We start from the raw sequence: 18,177 nt of genomic DNA, 5'->3' as shown, positions 1-18,177 counted from the left end.
ATGTATTTGAAACCAGTTAAAATTATTTAACGTGTTTAGCGTATTTAGTTTTGAATTTATCAATACGTCCTGCTGTATCGATAAGTTTAGATTTACCTGTGTAAAAAGGGTGAGAAGTTCTAGAAATCTCCATTTTTACAACTGGATATTCAACACCATCAACAACTATCGTTTCTCTAGTATCAGCAGTAGATTTAGTGATAAAAACATCTTCATTTGACATGTCTTTAAAAGCAACTAATCTGTAATTTTCTGGGTGTACACCTTTTTTCATCTTGAATCTTTTTTATTTGTTAATTATAACTTGTCTTGAAGCTTTTCTTCTAACAGAAAAGGTATAAACACATTATAACTTTTTGTTTTACAATATTATTTTGAGTTTGCAAATTTACACTTATTTTTCAATATACAAACCATTGAGCCACTTTTTTTATATTGATGTAAAAATCAATTTATACGTGCCATTATATTGGGAATTGTTATATTTGTAGATTAATAAAAAACAACTACAATGGTAAATGAAATTATAAAAAGAAACGGAATAACTTATGGAGTAATAACTGGTGTAATTCTTTGTTTGATTACTGCTTCCATGTATGCAATTAACTTAGAATTATTTATTGCTTGGTGGACTACATTATTAAGTTTTTCTGTTATTATTATTGTACCTATTATTTCGCTTTCTAAAGCAAAAAAAGAGTTAAATGGTGTTTTACCCTACAAAGAAGCATTCACTAGCTACTTCATTGCTGCAGCAATTGGGATACTTATTTCTATTGCTTTCAAAATCATTTTAATTAATTTTATAGATCCTTCCGTAAAAGACACCCTTTTGGATTTAACAATAAAATACCTGATTAGTACTTCTGAAAAATTTGGAGTTCCTGCCTCTGCAATGAATGAAACAATTTCAAAACTAAAAGAAAGTGATCCATTCTCAATTGTTGAACAATTGAAAGGCTCAGTTTTTTATCTCTTTTTTTGCGCTATAATTGGTTTAATTATAGCAGCCTTCTTCAAAAGTAAATCTACACCACAAGAATACAAATAATGAATTTATCTATACTCATACCGCTTCTAAACGAAGAGGAATCACTACAAGAGTTGTACACTTGGATCATTTCTATCATGAAATCGAACAATTATAGTTACGAGATCATTTTTCTGGATGACGGAAGTACTGATGAATCTTGGAATATTATAGAAGGATTTGCCACTGAGAATCCAAATGTAAAAGGGATTCGATTCATGAAAAACTTTGGAAAATCACAAGCTTTACATGCTGGTTTCGCTAAGGCAAAAGGCGATGTCATTATCACGATGGATGCCGACTTGCAAGACAGCCCTGACGAAATACCAGGTTTGTACGAAATGATTACAACCGAAAAATACGATTTGGTTTCGGGTTGGAAAAAGAAACGTTACGACTCAGTTGTAGCCAAAAATCTTCCATCGAAATTATTCAATTGGGCGGCCAGAAAAACATCTGGAGTGGAATTGAATGATTTTAATTGTGGCCTTAAAGCTTATAAAAATGTTGTTGTAAAAAACATTGAAGTATCTGGCGAAATGCACCGATACATTCCTGTTTTGGCGAAAAATGCTGGTTTTGGAAAAATCGGAGAAAAAGTAGTACAACATCAAGCGAGAAAATATGGAGAAACCAAATTTGGAATCGAACGTTTCATAAATGGTTTCTTGGATTTAATTACGATTTGGTTTCTTTCCCGATTTGGAAAAAGACCGATGCATTTATTTGGTGCCATTGGATCTTTAATGTTTATCATTGGTTTTTTATTGGCTGGATATATTGGAGTTTCGAAACTGTACCATATGTATATGGGGATGCATTACAATCTAGTCACCACCAATCCTTGGTTTTATATTGCATTGACAACAATGGTTTTGGGAACGCAATTATTTTTGGCAGGATTTCTGGGTGAAATTATTTTGAGAACCAAGAACAATGAGGAACGTTACAAAGTTTCTAGTGAAGTGAATTTTTAATTTTTTTTCTTGATATAACAAATAGAACTCCCAAAAAGCAATTTGCTTATCCTATATTAAAATTAAAAAAATAATTATAAGAACTTAATATTTCGCTTTACGAATCTAGCCCTGATAGGAGCGGCATCCTTTTCTTGTGTCGTTTTTTTCTAACGACACAAGAAAAGATATAGCGGATAGCAGGAAATAGCTCCTAATAAAGCTTATATACTTTCCTTGACAAAATAGAATAACAATTTTAAACTAAATATATAATGCACATAGCACAAAACATTTTAGACGCAGTAAACGAATGGTTGACTCCAACGTTTGACAATGAAACACAAGTAGCCGTTAAAGAATTAATGACGACTTCTCCAAAAGAATTGGAAGAGAGTTTTTATAAAAATTTAGAATTTGGAACAGGCGGTATGCGCGGTGTAATGGGGGTTGGAAACAACCGAATCAACAAATATACCCTTGGAAAAAACACTCAAGGACTTTCTAATTATTTACATACTGTTTTTCCAGGACAGGCTTTGAAAGTTGTAATTGCTTTTGATTGCCGTCATAATAGTCAATCCTTAGCCAAAGTGGTTGCTGATGTTTTCTCTGCGAATGGGATTCAAGTGTATTTATTTTCGGATTTGAGACCTACACCAGAATTATCTTTTGCACTTAAACATTTAGGTTGTCAATGTGGAATTGTACTTACTGCTTCACACAATCCACCAGAATATAATGGTTACAAAGTATATTGGGAAGATGGCGGACAAATTGTTCCTCCTCAAGATGCTGCTATCATTAATGTTATAGAGAATTTGAATTACAACGAAATTAAATTTTCGGCAGACGAAAGTTTGATTCAATACATAGACACTGAAATTGACGAAGCTTTTGTAAAATCGTCTGTAGAAAATGCAAGTTTCAACACTCCACAGGAAGCCAAAGACAACTTAAATATTGTGTTTACTTCTTTGCACGGGACTTCGATTACGGCTGTACCAGCAACTTTGGAAAAAGCGGGTTATACGAATGTGAACATCGTTCCAGAGCAAGCCAAACCAGATGGAAATTTCCCAACGGTAAAATCTCCGAATCCAGAAGAGCCAGAAGCATTGACTATGGCACTGGCTTTGGCAGACAAATTGAACGCTGATATTGTTGTGGGTACTGATCCAGATTGTGACCGTTTGGGAGTTGCTGTTCGAAACAACGAAGGCAAAATGATTTTGTTGAACGGAAACCAAACGATGATTTTGATGACGGCTTTCCTATTGGAACAATGGAAAAAAGCGGACAAAATAAACGGCCAACAATTTGTGGGTTCTACTATTGTTTCTACTCCAATGATAATGGAATTAGCAACTGCTTATGGCGTAGAATGCAAAGTGGGATTAACAGGCTTTAAATGGATTGCCAAAATGATCAAAGATTTTCCTGAACTGGAATTTATTGGTGGTGGAGAAGAGAGTTTTGGATACATGGTTGGTGATGCTGTTCGCGATAAAGATGCTGTTGCAGCTACATTATTAGTTTGCGAAATAGCGGCTCAAGCCAAAGCTAAAGGCAGCTCTGTTTACAATACTTTGTTGCAATATTATGTAGATTTTGGTTTCTACAAAGAGCATTTGGTTTCTATTACTAAAAAAGGCATGGAAGGATTGGCCGAAATCAATCAAATGATGGTTGATTTACGTGAAAATCCTTTGAAAGAAATCAATGGAGAAAGAGTGGTTATGATGGAAGACTACAAATCATCAATAGCCAAAAACCTTTTTACAGGTGAAGAAGAAACGATGGATATGCCAAAATCTGATGTATTGATTTACTATACAGAAGACGGTTCTAAAATATGTGCCAGACCAAGTGGAACTGAGCCTAAAATTAAATTTTACATCAGCGTAAACACCCAATTAGAAAGCGTTGCCGATTTCACAAGAGTAGAAGAAGTGTTGAACGAAAAGATTAAAAACATAATTATTGCAATGCAATTGAACTAATGAACAATTTTAAAAGAATATTCCCTTTTGTAATTCCTTATAAAAAGTATGCTTACCTGAACATTTTTTTTAATGTTTTGTATGCACTTTTTAGCACACTTTCTTTTGTTTCGTTGATTCCGATGATGCAAGTTTTATTCGACCAAACCAAAAGAAATACGACAATGCCAGTTTACAAAGGTATTTGGGAAGTTAAAAAGTATGGTGAAGATTATTTAAGTTATTATATTACACACACAACCGATACTTTTGGAGTAGGACGAACATTAAGCATAATGGTCATTATCATCATTTCTATCTTTTTATTAAAAAACTTATCTGATTATTTAGCCATGTTTTTTATTACTTTTTTACGAAATGGAGTATTGAAAGATATGCGAAATGCCATGTACAAAAAGACTATTGAATTACCATTGGCTTTTTACTCCGAAAAAAGAAAAGGAGACGTAATCGCTAGAATTTCAGGAGATGTTAATGAGGTTCAAACTTCATTTTTATCCATTCTTGAACTGATTGTAAAGGAGCCTTTGACGATTGTTTTTACCCTAATTACAATGGTTACTATCAGTGTACAATTGACTCTTTTTGTGTTTATTTTTATCCCAGTTTCAGGATATGTTATTTCCCTTATTGGAAAACAATTAAAAAAGAAGTCAACTAAGGCACAAGAAGAACAAGGTGTCTTTTTATCAACTATCGAAGAAACATTGGGAGGACTAAAAGTAGTAAAAGGTTATAACTCAGAAAACTACTTCAACCGTGTTTTTCAAGAGTCAACACAACGTTTTTTTACATTATCAAATAGCATAGGTAATCGCCAAAACCTAGCTTCTCCAGCCAGTGAGTTTATGGGAATTATGGTTATTGCTATATTACTATGGTACGGAGGACACATGGTCTTAATAGAAAAAACATTAAACGGAGCATCCTTTATTGCCTATATGGGACTGGCATACAACATTCTGACTCCGGCTAAATCTATTTCAAAAGCATCCTACGCCATCAAAAGAGGGAACGCAGCCGCTGAGCGAGTTTTAGAGATCTTGGATCAAGAAAATACAATTACCAGTAAATTGAATGCTGTAGAAAAGACTACTTTCGATTCACAAATTGCTATCCAAAATATTAACTTCAGTTATGAAGAAGAAAATGTATTGAAGAATTTTTCACTTACCGTAAAAAAAGGACAAACTGTTGCACTTGTGGGGCAATCCGGAAGTGGAAAAAGTACAATTGCCAATTTATTGACGCGTTTTTATGATGTAAATGAGGGAAGTATTGCAATTGACGGTATTGCCATTAAAGATTTCAATTTGCAATCACTTCGTAGTTTGATGGGATTGGTTACACAAGATAGCATTTTATTCAATGATACTATAAAAGAAAATATTTCACTAGGAAAACTAGATGCAACTGATGAAGAAATTATAGAGGCTCTGAAAATAGCCAATGCCTATGAATTTGTGAACGATTTACCAAAAGGCATTTACACAAACATTGGTGACAGCGGGAATAAACTTTCTGGAGGTCAAAAACAAAGACTTTCTATAGCTCGTGCTGTTTTAAAAAATCCACCTATTATGATTTTGGATGAAGCAACATCGGCACTAGATACCGAAAGTGAAAAATTCGTTCAAGTGGCACTAGAAAATATGATGCAAAACAGAACTTCTATTGTAATTGCACATCGCCTTTCAACCATTCAAAAGGCCGATTTGATTGTAGTTATGCAAAAAGGAGAAATAGTAGAGCAAGGAAAACACGACGAACTTATTGCTTTGAATGGTACTTATAACAAATTGGTAACGATGCAGTCGTTTGAATAGCATAGATTAGTTTAAAAAGTTTAACAAAAACTAAACTTTAAACCTTTTAACCTTTTAATTTATACCCATAAAATGTACCTTAACAATCCTAACATAAAACTTCCACAAGATCCAGATACCATTGTATGGAAATATCTGGACTTGTCGAAGTTTTTGGATTTATTGCTTTCGCAAAAATTATTCATGTCTCGATCTGATAAATTTGAAGACCAATACGAAGGCACTTTTAGCGAACCTACATTTGAGGAAATCAAAAAACTTTCGATAAACAATCCTGATTTCTTAAATTATTACAAAACCCATCGGGAGAAAGTAGCCATTAGCAGTTGGCACATCAATGAATATGAATCGTTTGCCATGTGGCAAATTTTTACCCAAAACAGCGAAGGATTGGCCATACAATCTACCGTAAAAAGGCTTCAAGAGGCTTTGGTTCCCGAAAAAAATTACAAACAATATATTGGTGAAGTCAATTATATCGACTACAAAAAAGAATACATTCCGTTTGATGATATGTTTTTCCCTTTTTTATTCAAACGAAAAAGTTTTCAATACGAACGCGAAGTACGCATCATTACAGACGTAGCAGACAGCAACATCAAATTGAATGATGGTTTAAAAATAAATGTAAATATCAGTCAACTGATAGAAAAAATTTATATACATCCCAAATCCGAGAATTGGTACAAAAACTTAGTAATTCAATTGGTAAAACAACTAGGATTTGATTTTGAAATTGAAAAATCAGATTTAGAAAGTGACATATTGATTTAAGAGTTAAATCGGATTGTATGTTTCCACTTTCCAATCATTTTTTGCCAAATCGATATAATTGTAATGAAGTACATCTTTGCTGTCAAACTTCCCATTTTTATTGGTGTCCTCTACTGTTCTAAAATACAAACGGTTTTGTGATTCTATTAAGTTCCAATCGATCAATTCTTGAAAATCAGCTGAAACTTTGGTCAATTTTCCCCCACTAATTTTACTTAAATACAAAGTTGTAATATCACTTACATCAAGTTTTCCATCTTTATTGGTATCCATATCACACATCGTATAAACCATAATTTGCTTATTGATTTTATCCGAAACTGTTTTTAAATAAGTAGCTGTTTGAATTAAAATTGGCTCATCTGTTAATGCTCTAATAGAATCGGAACCAATTTTTTGAAATTTAAGATTTTGCAAATATCCTGTAATTTCATACTCGGATGCATTTGATATAGTGAAACTCAAATCATTTACACTAGAAGAACCGTATTTATTTTTGGATCCTTTTTCATATACGCTCAAATCTCCTACTGGATGAATCAAATAGTCTGTTCCTTGCATTTGAATGGGCAAATCGGCAATTTTGATTTGAGTCGAATCGGCTTTAGTTAATTCTCTCCCAACTTTTGAAGCATCGTAAGTCACTTTAGGCTTTTCAGATTCTTCTTTACAACTTGCTAAAAATAAAAGCGATATTCCAACAAAGGCAAAATACGATATTCTCATAATAATTTTAATATTAAAAAATAAACTCAAATGTAATCATTTTTAAAAATGAAAAAGGCGATATACTGCAGATTTATTCATTTTAATATAATTATAACCTCATGCTCAACTTCAAATTAAAAACGCGGGTTGTCATATAATTCGGAATCGCATATTCTGTTTTGGTATATACATCTCGAACCCAAGTATTGGTTATCGCATTTTGATTGTTAAAAAGATTGAAAATTTCAAAACCCAGAGACAGTTCCTTTACGCTTTTTAAAAATTTCTTATTAGACATTCCTATTTTTTGATCGATAAAAACTTTGGAAAATCCAACATCAACACGGCGGTAGTCATTCAATCGATTTTGATACAAATACGGATCTGAATACGATGGTGAACCTCCTGGTAATCCGGTATTGTAAACCAAATTTAGATACAATTTTAAACTCGGAATATTTGGCATATAATCCTGAAACAAAAGTGCAAATTTCAATCGTTGGTCTGTTGGTCTGGAAATATATCCTTTGTTATCGATATTCTCTTCCGTTTTTAGATAGCCAAAACTAATCCAAGAATCGGTTCCTGAAACAAATTCCCCATTCAGACGAACATCTAGACCTTGCACATAAGCAATCGCATTGTTATTTGCCGCATAGCGTATCCTTACATTATCAACTGTATACGGATTTACATTGGTCATTTTTTTATAATACCCTTCGGTTACTAACTTAAATGGTCGTTCCCACATTTTAAAACTATAATCATTCGCTATAACAAGATTTATAGATTTTTGAGCTTTAACATTTGGTTGCACCACTCCACTGAAATCACGCAATTCTCTATAAAAAGGAGGCTGATTATACACCCCAATGGTAAATCGGAATATCATTTCTTTTTTCCAATCGGGTTTGATAGCGAATTGGGCTCTTGGACTAAAAACAGTTTGAAATTTATTATCTAAATTATCACCTGTAACTTCCCAGCTTTGCATTCGTGCACCTAGATTATACCAAACTTCGCTTGAACCCAAAATATCTTTTCTACTCCATTGTGCATATGCCGAAAACCGATTGATATCTGTAAAATTTATAGCACTTACATATTGGTAAGGAACTAACAATCCTGCATAAGGTAGATATGGTTCATTATTTTTAGGCAATACAATTGGAGGTCTTATCGAAAACCCAGCCGAATCAATTACTTCCCATTCTGAAATTCGGTCATGAATCGATTCTTTGGTGTATTTTACTCCCCATTCGATTTGATTTTGTTTCCAGTTTTTCAACCCTTTAAGCTCCAAATTAGCAATCAAAGCATCCAAATCATTTCGAGCATGATTGATCTGGGAACCAATCCCTCTAGAAAAGGCAATATCCCCGTATGTATCCGAACCAATATTGGTATCGACTTCGCCCAAACGGTATTGTGCTAAAATATCAAAATATTCTTGTTCTAAAGTATGAAAAACGGATCCAATAAATTTCAAGGTAAAAGTATCACTCACTTGATATGTGGATTTTAAAGCTCCAAAATAAGTATCGTATTTGTCCTTTTCCTTGCCTTCATAATAAACAGCAAGTGCCATTGGTGCATCTACTGTTCCAAAATTAGTTTGACGAGTAAGAGGTTGGTACAAATACTTATTTTGAGAAATATTCCCTAGAAAACTCCATTGCCATTTGGCAGAAGCTTGATAATTGACGTTTGTTTGAATATCTGCAAAAGTAGGTGTATAATTAGTTTGAGTTTCTTGACTATTGACTAAAAGACTATTATTTCTATATCTGACACCCGTAATTGCAGACCATTTATTATCTTTAGAAACCGCATCAACAGCTAGACTTCCGCCTAGGAGACTCATTTCGAGAGCCGCACCAAATTTTGTTGGATTTCTATAGGTAATATCCAAAACTGAAGACATTTTATCACCATACTTTGCTTGAAAACCTCCTGCTGAAAATTCTATATTTTGAACCAAATCGGTATTGATAAAACTCAACCCTTCTTGTTGACCTGACCGAATCAAAAAAGGACGATACACTTCAATCTCGTTTACATATACCAAATTTTCGTCGTAATTTCCTCCTCGAACCGAATATTGTGTACTAAGTTCATTATTAGTATTTACACCAGGCAACGTTTTCAAAACATTTTCAATTCCAGCATTGGCCCCAGGAATAAAACGAATATCTTCGGCTTCAAAAGTAATAATACCTTGGACTGTTTTTTTAGTATTGCCGTTTATAATAACCTCACCCATCTGTTCTTCCTGATCATTCATCTGCAAGTTGAGCAGATAAACTTCATTGGACTTTAAAGAAACAGTAAGACTAGCTTTTTTTAATGAAATATGAGTAAAAGCTATAGTAACTTTTTGATCGGAAGGAATTGCAATTTGATAGAAACCATTATCGTTTGTCTGAGTCGTGTTATTTAAACAACTTACATTTACGCCTTCAACAGGAAGATTTTTTTGATCGAAAACAACTCCTTTAACAAAAGCAGTCTGAGCAAATGAATTTGATCCTATCCACACAAAAATAAAACAACACAGCGATTTAAAAATATTCAATTGGTTAAGATTTATTGTTTTTGATTTCTTTGAAAATGAGTTTCAAAGATAGAAGAATTCCCTACATTATCAACTACTACCACTTTTAAAACATTATTGCCTTGAGCTACTATGCCATCACTGAAATTATGGGTCAACAATCCTGTTTTATTATCGTATTCCATCAAAATCCATTCTCCATTTAGATAGCCATTATATGACTTTATACCTGAAACAGAATCCGAAATATTCACTTGAAGCAATTTTTGATTGTCTAATGTTTTGCCTTCAATAGGTTTAGTCATAGAAATAATAGGCGGAATCGTATCCAAAACTAATTTGAATTGACCCAAAGTTTTTGTTTTCGCCTCATATACATTCTCTTTTTGACGGGTTGCATTGTAGCTCACCCTCCTACCTTCTATCCTACCTATAAACACTTTTTCTTTAAGACTTTCAGAAAAACTATCACTCTCCATAGAAACAGTAAAACTAGAATGAGCAGGAACCGTATCGTCATGTACAGTCAAAACATTGTTTTTTACATCAAAATTCAAATTAAAGTCATTATAAAAAGTCCCAGCAGGAAAGAAAACAGAACATTTGTCTTTTTCAAAAAAGCAATCTTTCGAAGCTTTAACTAAATAATTAGAAACAACAGCTTCTTTTTCGATTATAGTTGAAAGTGCATCATATGATATAGGAATAGTAATTGTGGTTTTATTTCCATAAAAATCTGAAACCTCCAAACGACAAACTGAATTCACATTAGGAAGCACCGAAATAACGCCATTAGTATCATCTGTTCTAATAATACTCAGATTAAAGGGCGGATTCATAAATAATTTTTGAATTCTTTGTTGTGTTTTTTTATAAAAAGAATAATCGATAAATGCATTTATATAACGCATTTCATCAAAAGAATAAGTATTGAATTGATAGCCAAAAATAGATTTGCCATTACAAAACAAATTCACATCAAAAACGCCATTTTTATTAAATGACACATCATCATAGTCATAAGCTGAAATTCCAAAACCTATTTTACCGTTGGCAACGACTTTATCTGCTAAATATGTTCCGTCTTTCTGCAATGACAAATTAATTGGTATAAAACGTTGTGCGTGATTAACCGTAGTTTTGGAATCTAAAGGATACACGAATAAATTAGAAACAATAGGCTTTTTGGCATCTTTCATAAAAGTATCAAAACCAAAAAACATAGGATTAATTACTTTTTCCGTTTTAGTGTCTCTGAATTCAAAATGCAAATGAGGCCCTTCAGAAGCACCCGTATTTCCAGAAAGAGCTATTAACTGTCCTTTACTAACAGGCATTTCATTTGGTTTAAAATACATTTCAATTTCAAAAGACTGTTCTTTATAATGCGTTTTCTTTATAACACTTTCGATAAAATCGGTAGCTTTTTGCAAATGACCATACACCGAAGTATATCCATTAGGGTGATCAATATAAATGGTTTTCCCATTACCAAAAGTAGAAATCTTAATTCTGGAAACATAACCATCAGCAACTGCATAAACATTGATCCCTTCTCTTTGAAGCGTTTTCATATCGAAGCCAGCGTGAAAATGATTGGGTCTTAATTCACCGAAATTTCCAGATAATTGCAAGGGAATATCTAACGGAGGACAAAAATAATTTTTAGGATAATCCGTTTGAGCAAATAGAATACTGGTAAAAAGAATTGAAAAAAAGGAAATTTTCATGAAATACATTTTTGCTAAGGTAAAAAAAGGAACTAAATCTCACAAGTTAAAATAAATGCAATACACAACAATCTGATTTTTAAATTGTTAATTATTTTAATGTAAAAAATTCAATAAAATATTGTAATAATAAAAAGGAATACTAACTTTGTAAGATTAAGTAATGAATAGGAATTATAATGAGTGTGATTGCAGAAATAATTAATACTCTTGAAAATAAGATTAAAAAACTTTTTTTTAAAATAAAAAGTTTAGAACAAAACAATCAAGAATTACAATTAGAATTAAAGAATGCTGCAGTGTTGATACAATCTCAAACGATTGAAATTGAAACGCTAAAAACACAATTAGAGACACTCAAAATAGCCAATGCATTATTAGGCAGTGACGATAATAAAAGAGATACAAAGCTTAAAATAAATTCAATAATTCGTGAAATTGATTACTGTATAGCTCAGCTATCAGATTAGTAAAAATATGGACGAAAAGCTTAAAATTAAGATATCAATTGCAGACAGAGTTTACCCTTTAACAGTGGATCGCTCTCAGGAAGAAGGACTTAGAAGTGCTTCGAAGAAAATTGATGCGATGATTAAGCAATTTGAAGAAAATTATGCTGTACGAGACAAACAAGATGTATTGGCTATGTGTGCCTTACAATTTGCTTCTCAAGCAGAACAAAAACAAATTGATAATGCAATAAATGGCGAAGAAACCATTGAAAGATTAAACAAAATCAATTTACTTTTAGATCAACATCTCGAAAATTAAACGTTCTTTACAAAGACTAAGATACTGCCTACATTAGTTCATATTGGTAAACTCAACACTAACATTTTAGAATGAGCAAATCATCACTACTAAAGCATGCCACGCTTCGGCGAGGAAACTTGAACAGTGAGTTAGCTCAAAACTTGTCTTTTCGAGTTTATACAACTTCTAATGTAGGCTTTTTTTATATATAAATTTTTAATAAACATGGACATCATAACAATAATTATTTCAGGAATTACAGGTATAGCAGCAGGATTTGGCATCGCAAAAATCATCGAAAAAAGCAATATCTCTAATTTAATCAAAAGCGCAAAAAAAGAAGCAGCATCAATCTTAAAAGACGCCAATCTTGAAGCCGAAAATATTAAAAAAGACAAAATTCTTCAAGCAAAAGAAAAATTTATTGAATTAAAATCGGAACACGAACAGGTAATTCTTGCGCGAGATAAAAAAGTAGCTGAAGTCGAAAAAAGAGTTCGAGACAAAGAATCTCAAATTTCAAATGAATTATCAAAAGCTAAAAAAGTAAATGATGATTTTGAGGCAAAAACAGCTGAATACTCAACTAAGATCGAAGTTTTAGAAAAAAAACAACAAGAAGTTGACAAGCTACATAAAAGTCAATTGCAACAACTAGAATTAATTTCTGGTTTATCTGCAGATGAAGCCAAAGAGCAATTAGTTGAAGGACTTAAGGCAGAAGCCAAAAGTAAAGCCATGTCTCATATTCAAGACACAATTGAAGAAGCAAAATTAACTGCACAACAAGAGGCCAAAAAAATAATCATCAACACGATCCAAAGAGTTGGTACTGAAGAAGCTGTAGAAAACTGTGTATCGGTATTCAACATCGAATCTGATGATGTAAAAGGTAGAATTATTGGACGTGAAGGTAGAAACATTAGGGCCCTTGAAGCAGCAACAGGAGTTGAAATTATCGTTGATGACACTCCAGAAGCTATAATTCTTTCCTGTTTTGACCCTGTACGAAGAGAAATAGCACGTTTGGCATTACACAAATTAGTTACAGACGGACGTATTCACCCTGCCCGAATTGAAGAAGTTGTTGCAAAAACAACTAAACAAATTGACGATGAAATTATAGAAGTAGGAAAACGCACTGTGATCGATTTAGGAATTCACGGTTTACATCCTGAATTGATAAAAGTAGTAGGTAGAATGAAATACCGTTCTTCTTACGGACAAAATTTATTGCAACACTCTCGTGAAGTTTCAAAACTTTGTGGAATTATGGCTGCTGAATTAGGATTGAATGTTAAACTTGCCAAAAGAGCTGGATTACTTCATGATATTGGTAAAGTACCTGATGCCGAAAGCGATCTACCTCACGCCTTATTAGGTATGCAATGGGCTGAAAAATACGGTGAGAAAGAGGAAGTTTGTAACGCCATTGGAGCCCACCATGACGAGATAGAAATGAAATCATTACTATCTCCAATCGTTCAAGTTTGTGATGCCATTTCTGGCGCAAGACCAGGTGCAAGAAGACAAGTTTTAGACTCTTACATTCAACGTTTGAAAGATTTAGAAGAAGTGGCTTATGGATTTAGCGGAGTAAAAAATGCTTATGCAATTCAAGCTGGTAGAGAACTTCGTGTTATTGTAGAAAGCGAAAAAGTTTCAGATGATAATGCAGCCACTTTATCATTTGAAATTTCACAAAAAATTCAAACCGAAATGACTTATCCAGGTCAAGTGAAAGTTACCGTAATTAGAGAAACTAGAGCAGTAAATATAGCTAAATAAAAATTCATAAATTATCCCGAAAGTTTTGGGATTTAATTCCAAATTTCAATTATTGCATAATTGAAATTTGGTTTTTTTTTACAATTTATTTAAAAAAAGCAATTAGTTTTTTTTGAAATAAATCTTAAAGGTTGATCCAAAATCAAGCGTACTTTCTACTTCAATTTTACCCCCCATATTCTCGATTTGATTTTTAGTTAAATATAATCCAACGCCACGTGCATCGGTATTTTTATGAAACGTTTTATATAACCCGAATATAGAATCTTTGTGTTTACTCAAATCAATTCCCAATCCGTTATCTTTTACATTTAAAATAATGTAATCATCATTTGATTCTGATGTAAAAATAATTTTTGGCTCTTTATTTGGATCTGAATATTTGATTGCATTAGTAACTAAGTTTAACATTATACTTTCCAAATAAGCAGGAATACACATGACAATTAAAGAATTTGGAACATAATTCAAAACTTGAATTCCCTTTATTTTTATAGATTCATGGAGAACATCCAGAACTTTATCAATAAAACTATTGACTTTTAATTCCTGAGTATTATTCTCTTTCTCGGTATATATACTAACCAATTCATTAAGATTCTCAATTGTTGAGAACAATTCATCAGATACAATTTGAATGTTACTCATTGTATCTGAATCTGATAAAAGGTTCTCTTTATGCAAATCTAATAATGATTTTATATTTCCACTATGGGTCCTTAAATTATGAGATACTATATGGGCAAAATTTAATAACTTATTGTTTTGGGTATTTACAATTTCAAGCATTTGCGCCAATTCAATTTCTTTCTCTTTTTGTTCAGAAATATCAGTATGAGTACCTGCAATACGAAGAGGCTTTCCATTTTCGTCTCTTTCGATAACTTTTCCCCTATCCAGTATCCATTTGTATCTTCCATTGCATAAAACACGATGGCAAGTTTCATAAAATGGAATTTTATTTTCAAAATGAAGGTTTATATTACCATAATATTCTTCGCGATCATCAGGATGCACCCTTTCATCCCATTCTTCAGGAGAAGCTACCAAATCCGACTCATTCAATTCCAAGATCTTCATGGATTCCGAAGAATAATAAACGTTATTTGTGATCAAATCCCAATCCCAAACTCCTCTATCCGAAGCTTGAACTGCAAAATGATATCTTTCATCTGCAATTTTCAAGCGAATCTCCTGCTCTTTAACAATTGTTATATCCGAAATTAGTCCATAAAAAACCACCTCATCTTGTTTACTTTTTTTTGGGGTTGCATCAATACGAATCCATTTATATCCACTTTCAGGCAATAGCAATCTAAAATCTATTTCCCACTTTTTTTTGCTTGTTACTGCTTTCTCATAGGAATCCAAGAAACCTTTTAAATCTGGTTCATAAATCTTGTAATTTGATAATCTATAGGAATCTTCCAAAAAATCATTAATCGAAAACTCATCTAAAAACTCAATAGGTTTACTTAAGAAATCAACCGATATATGTTTTTGAGAATTAACCCTAATTTGGAAAATAATATTGGGAAGTTGTTTTATTAAACTCTCGTATAACTTGTTTAAATCTTCAGGTTTTTTATTGGTTGTAAAAATCATATCTTAGGGACTACTTATTTACAACAAAAATATCGAAACTTATATATATATCCTTCAAAAATAACAATTTATTACAAAATCACTTTCTAGGATGAAAGGTATTTATCACTTCTGTTAAAAATTTACGATCTAAATGGACATAAATTTCTGTTGTGGTAATGGATTCGTGTCCAAGCATCAATTGAATCGAACGTAAATCGGCACCATTTTCTAATAAATGAGTTGCAAAAGAATGACGAAAAGTATGTGGGCTAATCTTTTTATTTAAATTGATTTTTACAGCCAAATCCTTAATGATTGTAAAAATCATAGCTCTTGTCAATTGTCTTCCTCTGCGATTCAGAAATAAAGTATCTTCAAATCCTTTTTGAATATTCAAATGAACACGGACATCATTTTTGTAAATACCAATGTATTTTTGGGTCAAATCCCCAACAGGAACAAAACGTTGTTTATTTCCTTTCCCTGTTATCTTTATAAATCCTTCTTCAAAAAACAAATCGGATATTTTTAAGGTTACCAATTCGGAAACGCGAAGTCCACAGCCGTAAAGCGTTTCCAGTAAAGCTCGATTACGTTCCCCTTCGTTCGAACTCAAATCAATTGCCAAAATTAATGCATCGATTTCCTCAATAGCCAATGTATCTGGTAATTTTCGTCCTGTTTTTGGAGATTCAATTAATTCCAGAGGATTATCATTTCTATAATCTTCAAAAATTAAATAGGAAAAAAAACTTTTTAATCCTGAAATTATTCTGGCTTGAGATCTTGGATTTACTTCTTTGGAAACAGCATATATAAATTGTTGAAGTATTTCTTCATTTATAGTAATTGGAGAACGCTGAATGTCATTTTGAGTCAAAAACAAACGCAAACGATCGATGTCAAAGGTATAATTGTCAATAGTGTTTTTTGACAAACCTCTTTCAATTTTAAGATAAGACTGATAATTTTTTAGATACAATTCCCAATTCATAGATACAAAGTAATGAATTTTATTGGCATAAAAAAAACCTCCCGAGTTGGGAGGTTTACTATTTAATTTTATATAATAACCTGTATCTTTTTTATTGGATGGGATATAATTTGAATCACCATTTATATAATAGTCCAAATTTGGGTTGAGCGAAAATATTATTAAATAAATTTATATTGACTACCAAATCACTAGTACTAGATCCATTTTCTGGTTTCGCATTATTATAACTTAAAACCTCCGCTAACGTAAATGTTGCCGCCCATTTCTGTGTAAAAAAATAATTAATTCCCAAATCAATATTAGCTTTGATACCATCATTTGTATCAGAAGTCCCATTCAAATATTCCAACTTTGTATGATTGTATCCCAAACCTGTTTCTCCGTATGCTTTAAAATTACCAAAATTCAAGAAATAATATCTTGCAAATACCCCAATTCCATATGAATTTGATTTATCAAGATTATTACTATTCAGTAAATATGACACCGACGAGATATTAAAATCACCTCCTACGGCCCATTTTTGATCCAAAAAATAGCCAAATTTGGGTGTAATAGCAAAATAATCATCACTACTGTCCCCTGTCGTTATAGTTATTCCGCCCTCAAGCCACATATCTCCTTTTGAAAAAGTAGCTTTTGGCAAACCCGATTCTTGAGCATTTGCAAAACCGAATGCAAATACTGTTACTAATACTACAATAATTCTTTTCATTTTTTTGTTTTGTTTGTTAATACTCTAGTAAATGTACGAAATACGAATCAAAAAAAGTTAACTAAACCTTAATTAAATCGTAAAAAAAAAGTAGTAAATAACTATAAATAAGATATTTACATCTAAAAACAAAAGATAAAATTAACAAGAATTAAAAAAAGATGTTTTTTCTTAACAAAATAAATAAAAACAGTTTTATTTTAAAAAAGCATTCTTTTTTGATGCAAATGATTATCACTATTAGATTTGGTTTATTTATTTTTACAAAAACAAAAAAATATGAAAATTGCCATCCTTAATGGTCCAAATCTTAATTTACTAGGAAAAAGAGAACCCGAAGTATACGGAAACCAAACATTTGAAGATTATTTTGAAATTTTAAAATGCAAGTTTCCACAAATAGAATTAACGTACTACCAAAGCAATATCGAAGGAGAATTGATTGGTAAAATACAAGAGTTAGGTTTTTCTTACGATGGCATAATTCTTAATGCAGGCGCTTACACACATACTTCTATAGGAATAGGTGATGCTATTAAAGCCATAACTACACCTGTAATCGAAGTACACATTTCGAATACTTATGCCCGTGAGAGTTTCAGACACCAATCCTATATTTCTGGAAATGCAAAAGGCGTAATTCTAGGTTTTGGTTTAAAAAGTTATGATTTAGCAATTCAATCTTTTTTATGATAAGTATTATCATAAATTTATACAAAACCAAGTATTTTTATATGTAACATACCTTACAAAAAA

Annotated in this window: 16 protein-coding genes; 9 read left to right on the top strand and 7 right to left on the bottom strand. The window is 32.1% G+C overall.

Translation table 11 applies throughout. The features are described from left to right. Positions 1-22 precede the first annotated feature (22 nt). Entirely contained in the window at positions 23-274 is a 252-nt protein-coding gene (locus OYT91_RS00290) for a type B 50S ribosomal protein L31 (protein ID WP_144256329.1), read from the bottom strand. A 237-nt stretch (positions 275-511) separates the two neighbouring features. Here OYT91_RS00290 and OYT91_RS00285 point away from each other — a divergent pair, with 237 nt between their 5' ends. The 5 genes from OYT91_RS00285 (at position 512) to OYT91_RS00265 (ending at position 6,589) form a co-directional block, all read left to right on the top strand. Continuing rightward, complete coding sequence (locus OYT91_RS00285; protein ID WP_269223590.1) at positions 512-1,051, top strand: DUF4199 domain-containing protein; 540 nt, start codon at positions 512-514, stop codon at positions 1,049-1,051. Beyond that, positions 1,051-2,007 (top strand): glycosyltransferase family 2 protein, encoded by a 957-nt coding sequence (locus OYT91_RS00280; RefSeq protein ID WP_281239033.1) that lies wholly within the window; start codon positions 1,051-1,053, stop codon positions 2,005-2,007. Before OYT91_RS00285 ends, OYT91_RS00280 begins: the two co-directional genes overlap by 1 nt. A gap of 254 nt (positions 2,008-2,261) precedes the next feature. After that, complete coding sequence (locus OYT91_RS00275; RefSeq protein ID WP_281239032.1) at positions 2,262-3,989, top strand: phospho-sugar mutase; 1,728 nt, start codon at positions 2,262-2,264, stop codon at positions 3,987-3,989. Continuing rightward, a complete protein-coding gene (locus tag OYT91_RS00270; protein ID WP_281239031.1) occupies positions 3,989-5,815 on the top strand; it encodes an ABC transporter ATP-binding protein in 1,827 nt (608 codons plus the stop codon). The genes OYT91_RS00275 and OYT91_RS00270 overlap by 1 nt, the downstream gene beginning before the upstream one ends. A 72-nt stretch (positions 5,816-5,887) precedes the next feature. After that, positions 5,888-6,589 carry a DUF2971 domain-containing protein gene (locus OYT91_RS00265; RefSeq protein ID WP_269223593.1) on the top strand — a complete coding sequence of 234 codons (702 nt, stop codon included), beginning with the start codon at positions 5,888-5,890 and terminating at the stop codon, positions 6,587-6,589. A gap of 3 nt (positions 6,590-6,592) precedes the next feature. Here the strand turns inward: OYT91_RS00265 and OYT91_RS00260 are convergent, their stop codons facing one another. The 3 genes from OYT91_RS00260 to OYT91_RS00250 form a co-directional block, all read right to left on the bottom strand. Beyond that, positions 6,593-7,315: a hypothetical protein gene (locus tag OYT91_RS00260; RefSeq protein ID WP_269223594.1), complete on the bottom strand. Its 723-nt coding sequence runs from the start codon at positions 7,313-7,315 to the stop codon at positions 6,593-6,595. A gap of 91 nt (positions 7,316-7,406) precedes the next feature. Continuing rightward, positions 7,407-9,872, bottom strand: coding sequence for a TonB-dependent receptor (locus OYT91_RS00255; RefSeq protein WP_281239030.1), 2,466 nt, complete (start codon positions 9,870-9,872; stop codon positions 7,407-7,409). A gap of 11 nt (positions 9,873-9,883) precedes the next feature. Continuing rightward, a complete protein-coding gene (locus OYT91_RS00250) occupies positions 9,884-11,581 on the bottom strand; it encodes a M23 family metallopeptidase (protein ID WP_281239029.1) in 1,698 nt (565 codons plus the stop codon). 179 nt (positions 11,582-11,760) lie between these two features. Here OYT91_RS00250 and OYT91_RS00245 point away from each other — a divergent pair, with 179 nt between their 5' ends. The 3 genes from OYT91_RS00245 to rny all read left to right on the top strand — a co-directional run bounded on the left by OYT91_RS00245 (position 11,761) and on the right by rny (position 14,122). After that, positions 11,761-12,051, top strand: coding sequence for a coiled-coil domain-containing protein (locus OYT91_RS00245; RefSeq protein WP_281239028.1), 291 nt, complete (start codon positions 11,761-11,763; stop codon positions 12,049-12,051). 7 nt (positions 12,052-12,058) lie between these two features. Next, positions 12,059-12,352, top strand: coding sequence for a cell division protein ZapA (locus OYT91_RS00240; protein WP_281239027.1), 294 nt, complete (start codon positions 12,059-12,061; stop codon positions 12,350-12,352). A 207-nt stretch (positions 12,353-12,559) separates the two neighbouring features. After that, a complete protein-coding gene (rny, locus tag OYT91_RS00230) occupies positions 12,560-14,122 on the top strand; it encodes a ribonuclease Y (RefSeq protein ID WP_269223597.1) in 1,563 nt (520 codons plus the stop codon). 102 nt (positions 14,123-14,224) lie between these two features. Here rny and OYT91_RS00225 read toward each other — a convergent pair whose 3' ends face one another. The 3 genes from OYT91_RS00225 to OYT91_RS00215 form a co-directional block, all read right to left on the bottom strand. After that, entirely contained in the window at positions 14,225-15,727 is a 1,503-nt protein-coding gene (locus OYT91_RS00225) for a PAS domain-containing sensor histidine kinase (protein WP_281239026.1), read from the bottom strand. 79 nt (positions 15,728-15,806) lie between these two features. Further along, positions 15,807-16,703: a site-specific tyrosine recombinase gene (locus OYT91_RS00220; protein WP_281240400.1), complete on the bottom strand. Its 897-nt coding sequence runs from the start codon at positions 16,701-16,703 to the stop codon at positions 15,807-15,809. 115 nt (positions 16,704-16,818) lie between these two features. Next, entirely contained in the window at positions 16,819-17,421 is a 603-nt protein-coding gene (locus OYT91_RS00215; RefSeq protein ID WP_281239025.1) for an outer membrane beta-barrel protein, read from the bottom strand. Between the two features lie 279 nt (positions 17,422-17,700). Between OYT91_RS00215 and aroQ the strand changes: the two genes are divergently transcribed. Further along, a complete protein-coding gene (gene aroQ, locus OYT91_RS00210; RefSeq protein WP_281239024.1) occupies positions 17,701-18,114 on the top strand; it encodes a type II 3-dehydroquinate dehydratase in 414 nt (137 codons plus the stop codon). Positions 18,115-18,177 lie beyond the last annotated feature (63 nt).

This window comes from Flavobacterium praedii (assembly GCF_026810365.1).
Lineage (GTDB): Bacteria > Bacteroidota > Bacteroidia > Flavobacteriales > Flavobacteriaceae > Flavobacterium > Flavobacterium praedii.
Note: the sequence above shows the minus strand (reverse complement) of the source record. Positions and strands in the feature narration are given on the sequence as shown.

Excerpts from the sequence above, each read along its gene's own strand:
- OYT91_RS00275 (WP_281239032.1), top strand. The coding sequence starts at position 2,262 with ATGCACATAGCACAAAACATTTTAGACGCAGTAAACGAATGGTTGACT.
- OYT91_RS00245 (WP_281239028.1), top strand. The coding sequence starts at position 11,761 with ATGAGTGTGATTGCAGAAATAATTAATACTCTTGAAAATAAGATTAAA.
- OYT91_RS00290 (WP_144256329.1), bottom strand. The coding sequence starts at position 274 with ATGAAAAAAGGTGTACACCCAGAAAATTACAGATTAGTTGCTTTTAAA.
- aroQ (WP_281239024.1), top strand. The coding sequence starts at position 17,701 with ATGAAAATTGCCATCCTTAATGGTCCAAATCTTAATTTACTAGGAAAA.
- OYT91_RS00285 (WP_269223590.1), top strand. The coding sequence starts at position 512 with ATGGTAAATGAAATTATAAAAAGAAACGGAATAACTTATGGAGTAATA.
- OYT91_RS00280 (WP_281239033.1), top strand. The coding sequence starts at position 1,051 with ATGAATTTATCTATACTCATACCGCTTCTAAACGAAGAGGAATCACTA.
- OYT91_RS00225 (WP_281239026.1), bottom strand. The coding sequence starts at position 15,727 with ATGATTTTTACAACCAATAAAAAACCTGAAGATTTAAACAAGTTATAC.
- OYT91_RS00265 (WP_269223593.1), top strand. The coding sequence starts at position 5,888 with ATGTACCTTAACAATCCTAACATAAAACTTCCACAAGATCCAGATACC.
- rny (WP_269223597.1), top strand. The coding sequence starts at position 12,560 with ATGGACATCATAACAATAATTATTTCAGGAATTACAGGTATAGCAGCA.
- OYT91_RS00215 (WP_281239025.1), bottom strand. The coding sequence starts at position 17,421 with ATGAAAAGAATTATTGTAGTATTAGTAACAGTATTTGCATTCGGTTTT.
- OYT91_RS00250 (WP_281239029.1), bottom strand. The coding sequence starts at position 11,581 with ATGAAAATTTCCTTTTTTTCAATTCTTTTTACCAGTATTCTATTTGCT.
- OYT91_RS00240 (WP_281239027.1), top strand. The coding sequence starts at position 12,059 with ATGGACGAAAAGCTTAAAATTAAGATATCAATTGCAGACAGAGTTTAC.
- OYT91_RS00220 (WP_281240400.1), bottom strand. The coding sequence starts at position 16,703 with ATGAATTGGGAATTGTATCTAAAAAATTATCAGTCTTATCTTAAAATT.
- OYT91_RS00270 (WP_281239031.1), top strand. The coding sequence starts at position 3,989 with ATGAACAATTTTAAAAGAATATTCCCTTTTGTAATTCCTTATAAAAAG.
- OYT91_RS00260 (WP_269223594.1), bottom strand. The coding sequence starts at position 7,315 with ATGAGAATATCGTATTTTGCCTTTGTTGGAATATCGCTTTTATTTTTA.